Genomic DNA, 6,757 nt, shown 5'->3' with positions numbered 1-6,757 from the left:
CGTTTAAAACTGCGGACTTTAGGTACATTGCTCGGCGTCATTCTGGGTATTCCAATCCTGTATTTTGTACCAAGTATTGAAGGCCAGTTGCTGCTTACTGTGATTTTCGGTGTCGGCTTTTTCTATTTGCGCTCCAAGAAATATGCTATGGCCACATTGATGGCGACCTTGGTGGTACTGCTGATTTTTAATCTGAAAGGCGCAGGCTATGCTGTCATTCTGCCAAGAATTATCGATACCCTAATTGGCTGTCTGATCGCCTGGCTGGCGGTCAGCTGCATCTGGCCGGATTGGAATTTCCGGAATATTTCCAGCAACATCAAAAAGTCTTCCCAAGCGACACTGAACTATTTACTGGCTATTCTGGAGCAATATCAGCATGGCAAAAATAACAGCATTGCTTATCGGACAGCGCGTCGTTTAGCACATAATGCCCAGATTGACCTTTCCAATATGATTTCCAGTCTGAGTACCGAACCGAATCCAGATCCAGTGCTGATTCGCAATGCCTTTCGTTATTTGGTCTATAGTCACAGTCAGCTTAGTTATATTTCCGCATTGGGTAGCCATCGTGAACAGGTATCTGATCCGCAAATTTTGCAACTGCTTTCTGCCTGTCAGCGGACTTTAACCACTGCTCTATCGAATCCTGAAAATGTATCGCAGCAGGACATTCAGAACCAACTAGTTGAAATCCGGCAGCTAAGCCAGCAGGAATATATTTCCACCCACCTGCTACTGGTGCTTAAACAGATTAGTCTGTTATTGGAAACCTTGCCTGAATTATTATCTTTAAGGCAGCAGTTACTGGCAGTTGAAATCAAATAACCAAGCAGATTACTAGGATATAAGTATTTAAAATAATTCATTTTATTCTATAAATTTCTTTTGCTTAAATCGGCAGTTTGGGTAAACTCAAGCCTGATTGAATAGAACATAGAAGAGTGAGCGCGCGTGAATATTAAAACTTTACGTCTGGTTGGACTGCTTGAAGGTATTTCATTTCTGCTGCTGTTATTTATTGCCATGCCGGTCAAGTACATGATGGATAACCCGATTCTGGTGAAATATATCGGCATGGGTCATGGCGTTCTTTTTGTGCTTTTTCTAGTGATGTTATTTGCGGTCTGTGAAAAACAGAAATGGTCTCTGAGTATGTTTATTCTGGGCTTGATCGCTTCGATTCTGCCATTTGGGCCATTTATCTTTGATATGAAATTAAAGAAGTTGGAGCAGCCGGCTGAAGCTTAACTTTTGGATTCTAATCATTATTAAATCAATCATGGACGTTCCCTCTCCTTTTAGGAGATGAGCAGCACTGCTGCGTAAGGGCGAAGTTATTTTATTAATATTTCCCTCTCCCGAACTCTCTCCCATAGGGAGAGAGAACATTCCATACTTTCATTTGAAGCACATAAAGTAAATAGCTTCATTCGATTAAACATTTAAAAGGAAGGAATTCTTTTAAAACTCCCCCCGCCCTTTTCTTTCCAGCATCACCTGTTTCAGCTGCATACGTGGCAAGCTAAACCAGAGTGCAATTAAAATAAACGAGGCACCGCAATAAGCCCAAAGATCAAAAGCTTCATAAGCAATCCTGACCACTTCAATCACGATAAAGAAACTCAGCATCATCAAGATAGATACCGTTGCCGCAACCGTGCCTTTAGACACTTCAGAGGACATTAAGGCAAAACGGTACAATACTGAGAAGCTGATCCCCTCTCCCAGACTGATACAAGTGGTACCGATAATAAGACAATGCAGAAAATAGTCTAGAATCAACATTCCCACTAACAGCAAAATGGTTCCGAACAGCATCAATGGCACACCTAGCATTACTGTTTTACCGAGCGGCATCTTGTCGATAATTTTTAGCAGAATAATATTACCCAGAATCAGGCCACCCAATACCGGAAACTGAGCCAAGCCATATTGCATGCTACTCAAGCCTAATTCTTCAACCAGAATCACGGGAGATAATGCAATCCATAGCATCAATGGCAAGCTCACCAGTGGCAATGCCATGGTCATGATCACAAAACGCTTATTTTTCAGAACTTGTTTAAAGTCATCGATAATATAACTGAGCGGCTGTTTAGGAATTCTGATGTTCGGATTTGGCATTTTCGCTTTTAGTCCAAACCAGCTCAAAAATGCCAGACAGGCGATGCCGATGAAACCCCAGTGCCATGAGACATGATCAATCATAAAGGCGCCGACCACTGGCCCTAAAAGTGGTGCCAGCAAGGAGACATTGGCCATAAGAGCCATGACTTTAATGGCATCGCGTTCTTCAAAACTTTCCTGAATCGCGGCATAACCCACAGCAGCAATAAAGGATAGTCCGAAACCCTGTAAAAAGCGCAGGAACAGAAAGCTTTGAATATTCGGTGTGAGTAAAATCGCCAGACAGCAGATTACAAAAAATGCCACGCCACCCAGCAGGAATTTTTTACGGCCTAAACGGTCCGATAAGGGTCCTAAAATTGCAGCAACAAATGCCCCACCTAGCAGGAAAAAGGACATGGAAGATGGTGCCCAGGAACTGCTCACGCCAAAATCACGGGTAATGGCCAACATGGCCGGCTGGATCAGGTCATTACAGATATAGACGGAGAATTCAAACAGCACCAGTGCCAGAGGAAACATCAGTGTAGCACGGGTCAGTTTGTGGATTTGGGCGTTTTGCATGGGAGAGTTAAGGCTCATTTACTCTTTCTTAGAATTTTAAAAGAGCTGAATTTGAAAAAATTGAGCAAAGTGTAGCAGAGTCTAATTTTTAAATCTGTGCTCTTTTAATGGTATAACATAAGACAAGTAAAAGTCTTTTAACCTGAATAATACAGGTAGGCAATTATGAAAAATAAAATTAAAAATTATGTTTAAAAAATTAAAAACCACTCTTAATGAGTGGTTTTTAAAGTATTAGTTACAAGTTTTAACGCGAGGATATTCTTTTTTTTGAGGATTGAAATAATCTGCCAAAAAACTCAAATGCTTATGTCCTTTTGCGACTTTAGAAGAGGAATTTTGACTTGATGAATTATTAGAAACAATTACTCGAACTTTTACAGATGTCGACATTCTAACTCCCCAGTTGTTCTTTATGTTGCTTCATAGCTAGTAAATACAGCTCTAATTCAACCCTATCACCAATTTCATCAAGAAGTGTTAAGAATTCGTTAGCTTCTTGTTGATCATTTGGTGAGCATAAATAAGTGCCGTATGATACTAGAGTAAAAACATATTTGTAAGTATTATGCTGAATTTTTAATGTTACGGGTTTACAATAAATTGAACCTACATTATCTACACTATCAGATCTCTTTGATTTTAAAAAGGCATTTTGTCCGATCCCTGCTTTTAGATCACTAACAAAAATACTTTCACCATCATCAATTGCCTTTTTAGCTAATGATTGACTACTCATCAGAACTTGGGGATCAGTATAATTTTTTTGACGATCAAGTTTTACTGAATATGTCCACTTATCAGTTTTAGTATTAAAACCAACTACTGTCATTTCCACATGATTCCTCGGAACACCATATTTTTCTAGAAAAATAATAGCCTGTGACATTATTTGTCTAATTTGATCAATTGGATGAGTTATTTCATCAAAAAAATTAATTCGCTGCCTATCTTTACTAATTTTTGTTACCCGATCAAAAAAACGATTTTTCTTTTGATGGACAACATTCTTGATAAAAGATAAAAAGTCTTTTAATAGTTTTTCTCTATCTTGTTTAATTAACTCTAACCTTGCATTTTCTTTATCATCCAGATATTCAATAACGCATTTACTTAAAACAAGAAATACTGTTAAAAGGACTAGAAAAGAGTAAATCATTGAATGAATATCTAAGTGATTTTTTATCCAATCCCATTCATCTCCCCAGATATCTAATGTTCCATAATATAATCCTGTCAAAAGTACAGAGGCCGAACTAAGCCAAGGTTTTTTAAATATTGTTTTAAATGTCATAAAAGTATTCCTAACCTGGAATGCTTTTTAATCTATTTATGAAAAAAATTCAATTTTCAATGTAATACCACAGGATATTTTTATTATTTTTTAAAGTTTAAAAGATTGCTTAGCTTAAAATATTAAGAAAAAAGCGCATCAATAAGATACGCTTTTAACGAAGTTTTGTTTAAAGATCAAACATTATTATGGACAGACTGCTTTCTGGAAAGTTTTGGTATTTGAACCACGTACACATTGATAGAGCTTTTCAGTATTGTGCATTTTCCAGTTCTTCTCTTCTTTTCTAAAATGATAAATGGTCTGAATTGATCTCACCGAATCATCCATCAAACCTGTTTCAGTCACTTTTACTTGTCCAACTGTCGGTGACTCAACACGATTAAAGAACTGACGAATCTCGACTGTTGCCAGTTCTTCACGCAGATCAGGCCTCATTTTAAGTACCTGATCCAAAGGTGTATCTGAAGAAGACTGCACTTTTGCAATCACTTTCTGAGTGGTTGTACAACCTGATGTCATCACACCCAGACCTAAAATTGTAACCGCCAATAACCGTAACATATTGTTTAACCCAGATTATCTTTATTATGCAGAAATTATCATGCCGGGCTTTTCAGCTTAACGCTATTTAGACTCTGTAAGTCCAGTTACAGAGCAATAAAAAAAGCGCACCTTTCGATGCGCTTTTGTAAATCTATTCCGATTAAAGATCGAATAGTTTGCCTGGGTTCATGATGCCATTTGGATCGAACACTTTTTTCAAGGCTTTCATATATTCGATTTCTTCAGCTGAACGGGTGTATTCAAGATAAGGTTTCTTGGTCATACCTACGCCATGTTCCGCAGAAATTGAACCATCGTATTTTTTCACAGTATCAAAGACATACTTGTTCACGACTTGGCATTTCGCAAAGAATTCATCTTTGGTCAGGTCAGCCGGTTTCAGGATATTCAAGTGCAGGTTACCGTCACCGATATGACCGAACCAGCAGATTTCAAAGTCTGGGTAGTTTTCATTCACGATCGCATCGATTTCTTTAATAAAAGCTGGTACGTGAGTGATCAGTACAGAGATGTCATTTTTGTAGGGAATGAATGGAGCGATCGACTCAGAGATGTCTTCACGCAGACGCCATAAGCTATGTACTTGCTCAAGACTTTGGCTCATCACGCCATCCAGCACCCAACCCTGTTCCATACAGTGCTCGAAGATTTCCATCGCCTTGTCCATAATCGGCTCAAACGGCGCTTCAAATTCAAGCAATACATAGAATGGACATTCAGTTTCAAATGGGCGCTGTACGTGACCATTGGCCAGTACTTTTTGCATCGCCAGCTCACCGAAGAATTCGAATGCAGTCAAATCGATTTTCGCCTGGAAGGCATGCAATACTGGCATGATCGCATCAAAATCAGGTACACCCAGTACCAGCACTTGCAGGTCGTGTGGCTGACGCTCAAGTTTGATTTCTGCTTCAGTGACTAAACCTAAAGTACCTTCACCACCGATGAACAGGTGTTGTAGTGCATAACCAGTCGCGTTCTTGATCATGCCCTTGTTCAGACGCAGCACATCACCTTTACCAGTCACCACAGTCAGGCCTAGCACCCAATTACGGGTCATGCCGTATTTGATCACTTTAATCCCGCCGGCATTGGTGCCGATGTTTCCACCGATCTGGCTTGAACCAGAAGAGGCAAAATCAACCGGATAGTACATGCCCTGCTCTTCAGCATAGTTTTGCAGCTGTTCAGTCACCACACCTGCCTGTACGCGTACCATACGGTCAGCCGGGAAGAATTCTAGAATCTGGTTCATCTTGTCCATGCTTACCACAATCTCGCCATTCGCAGCGACAGCGCCTGCAGAAAGACCTGTACGACCACCTGATGGTGTTACTGCAATATTGAACTGGTTGGCAAGCTTCACAATTGCTTGAACTTGTTCAGTTGAAGATGGGAAAACGATGACCGATGGGTTTGGATCAAAGTGTTTGGTATGATCACGACCCCAATTCTGGAGGCTGTCCGCATCAGTTTTAATACGGTTTTCACCCACAATTGCAGTCAATTGGGTCAATAACTCTGGGGTTAAAGCGACTGGAGCATTCATCGTTTGCAGACCTAGCATGAATTAAACAAGAGAGACCTCGCCGGTTTATTTGTATATTTTTCAGGCATTAAAACCTGTATACAAAGCAGGCGAAACATGATGATTAAAGCACCAAAACTGGCAGCTTAAACAGCATGGCGCAATATTATAAGCTATTTTTGGGGCTTTCCCTTAAAAAATGACAATTTTGATAATATACCTTTGAAAATGATAGTTTAATTCAACCAGTTCTATCATTTTCACTACTATCACTTGCAAAAATAGCTGATATTGTAGTCATCAAGGAAATGTATAACCGCCCCATTCCTGTGCTATTATACGGCGACTAAATTTGGCCTTTGTAGCGGAGCCGTAATGAGCCAACATCTATCTCTACCTAAAGATAAAATCCGTTTTCTATTGTTAGAAGGTGTTCACCAGAACGCAATTGACACATTGAATGCAGCTGGATATACCAATATCGACTATCGCAAAACAGCGCTTGAGGGTGAAGCACTGAAAGAAGCGATTAAAGATGCACACTTCATTGGTATCCGTTCCCGTACTCAGCTCACTGAAGAAGTGTTTGAAGCTGCGAACAAACTGATCGCGGTAGGTTGTTTCTGTATCGGTACCAACCAAGTGAATCTGGATGCAGCAATGCGTCGCGGTAT

7 protein-coding genes and 1 pseudogene are annotated in these 6,757 nt (G+C 39.9%); 3 read left to right on the top strand and 5 right to left on the bottom strand.

The genetic code is table 11. The features are described 5' to 3' along the window. Together B4J23_RS11195 and B4J23_RS11190 are read left to right on the top strand one after the other, a co-directional pair. The coding region (locus tag B4J23_RS11195) for an FUSC family protein (RefSeq protein ID WP_291360654.1) at nt 1–828 on the top strand (828 nt) is incomplete at its 5' end. Nucleotides 829–954: 126 nt separating this feature from the next. Continuing rightward, nucleotides 955–1,251 carry a DUF3817 domain-containing protein gene (locus B4J23_RS11190; protein ID WP_180025680.1) on the top strand — a complete coding sequence of 99 codons (297 nt, stop codon included), beginning with the start codon at nt 955–957 and terminating at the stop codon, nt 1,249–1,251. 213 nt (nt 1,252–1,464) lie between these two features. On the opposite strand, the gene B4J23_RS11185 is transcribed toward B4J23_RS11190, so the two are convergent. From B4J23_RS11185 to B4J23_RS11165, 5 genes are all read right to left on the bottom strand, one after another. Beyond that, nucleotides 1,465–2,694 carry an MFS transporter gene (locus B4J23_RS11185; RefSeq protein ID WP_291360651.1) on the bottom strand — a complete coding sequence of 410 codons (1,230 nt, stop codon included), beginning with the start codon at nt 2,692–2,694 and terminating at the stop codon, nt 1,465–1,467. A 234-nt stretch (nt 2,695–2,928) separates the two neighbouring features. Further along, nucleotides 2,929–3,087, bottom strand: a complete 159-nt coding sequence (locus tag B4J23_RS11180) for a hypothetical protein (RefSeq protein WP_291360649.1) — start codon at nt 3,085–3,087, stop codon at nt 2,929–2,931. 1 nt (nt 3,088) lies between these two features. Next, nucleotides 3,089–3,988 (bottom strand): hypothetical protein, encoded by a 900-nt coding sequence (locus B4J23_RS11175; protein WP_291360648.1) that lies wholly within the window; start codon nt 3,986–3,988, stop codon nt 3,089–3,091. Between the two features lie 186 nt (nt 3,989–4,174). Beyond that, nucleotides 4,175–4,552, bottom strand: coding sequence for a hypothetical protein (locus tag B4J23_RS11170; protein WP_004787040.1), 378 nt, complete (start codon nt 4,550–4,552; stop codon nt 4,175–4,177). A gap of 142 nt (nt 4,553–4,694) precedes the next feature. Beyond that, entirely contained in the window at nt 4,695–6,104 is a 1,410-nt protein-coding gene (locus tag B4J23_RS11165) for an FAD-binding oxidoreductase (RefSeq protein ID WP_291360645.1), read from the bottom strand. Between the two features lie 354 nt (nt 6,105–6,458). Between B4J23_RS11165 and B4J23_RS11160 the strand changes: the two are divergent. Beyond that, a pseudogene (locus tag B4J23_RS11160) lies at nt 6,459–6,757 on the top strand (phosphoglycerate dehydrogenase); the annotation flags it as partial.

The sequence above is a fragment of the Acinetobacter sp. UBA3025 genome (assembly GCF_002367915.1).
Lineage (GTDB): Bacteria > Pseudomonadota > Gammaproteobacteria > Pseudomonadales > Moraxellaceae > Acinetobacter.
This window is presented reverse-complemented; position numbering and strand designations above follow the sequence as displayed.

Excerpts from the sequence above, each read along its gene's own strand:
- B4J23_RS11185 (WP_291360651.1), bottom strand. The coding sequence starts at position 2,694 with ATGCAAAACGCCCAAATCCACAAACTGACCCGTGCTACACTGATGTTT.
- B4J23_RS11180 (WP_291360649.1), bottom strand. The coding sequence starts at position 3,087 with ATGTCGACATCTGTAAAAGTTCGAGTAATTGTTTCTAATAATTCATCA.
- B4J23_RS11175 (WP_291360648.1), bottom strand. The coding sequence starts at position 3,988 with ATGACATTTAAAACAATATTTAAAAAACCTTGGCTTAGTTCGGCCTCT.
- B4J23_RS11165 (WP_291360645.1), bottom strand. The coding sequence starts at position 6,104 with ATGAATGCTCCAGTCGCTTTAACCCCAGAGTTATTGACCCAATTGACT.
- B4J23_RS11170 (WP_004787040.1), bottom strand. The coding sequence starts at position 4,552 with ATGTTACGGTTATTGGCGGTTACAATTTTAGGTCTGGGTGTGATGACA.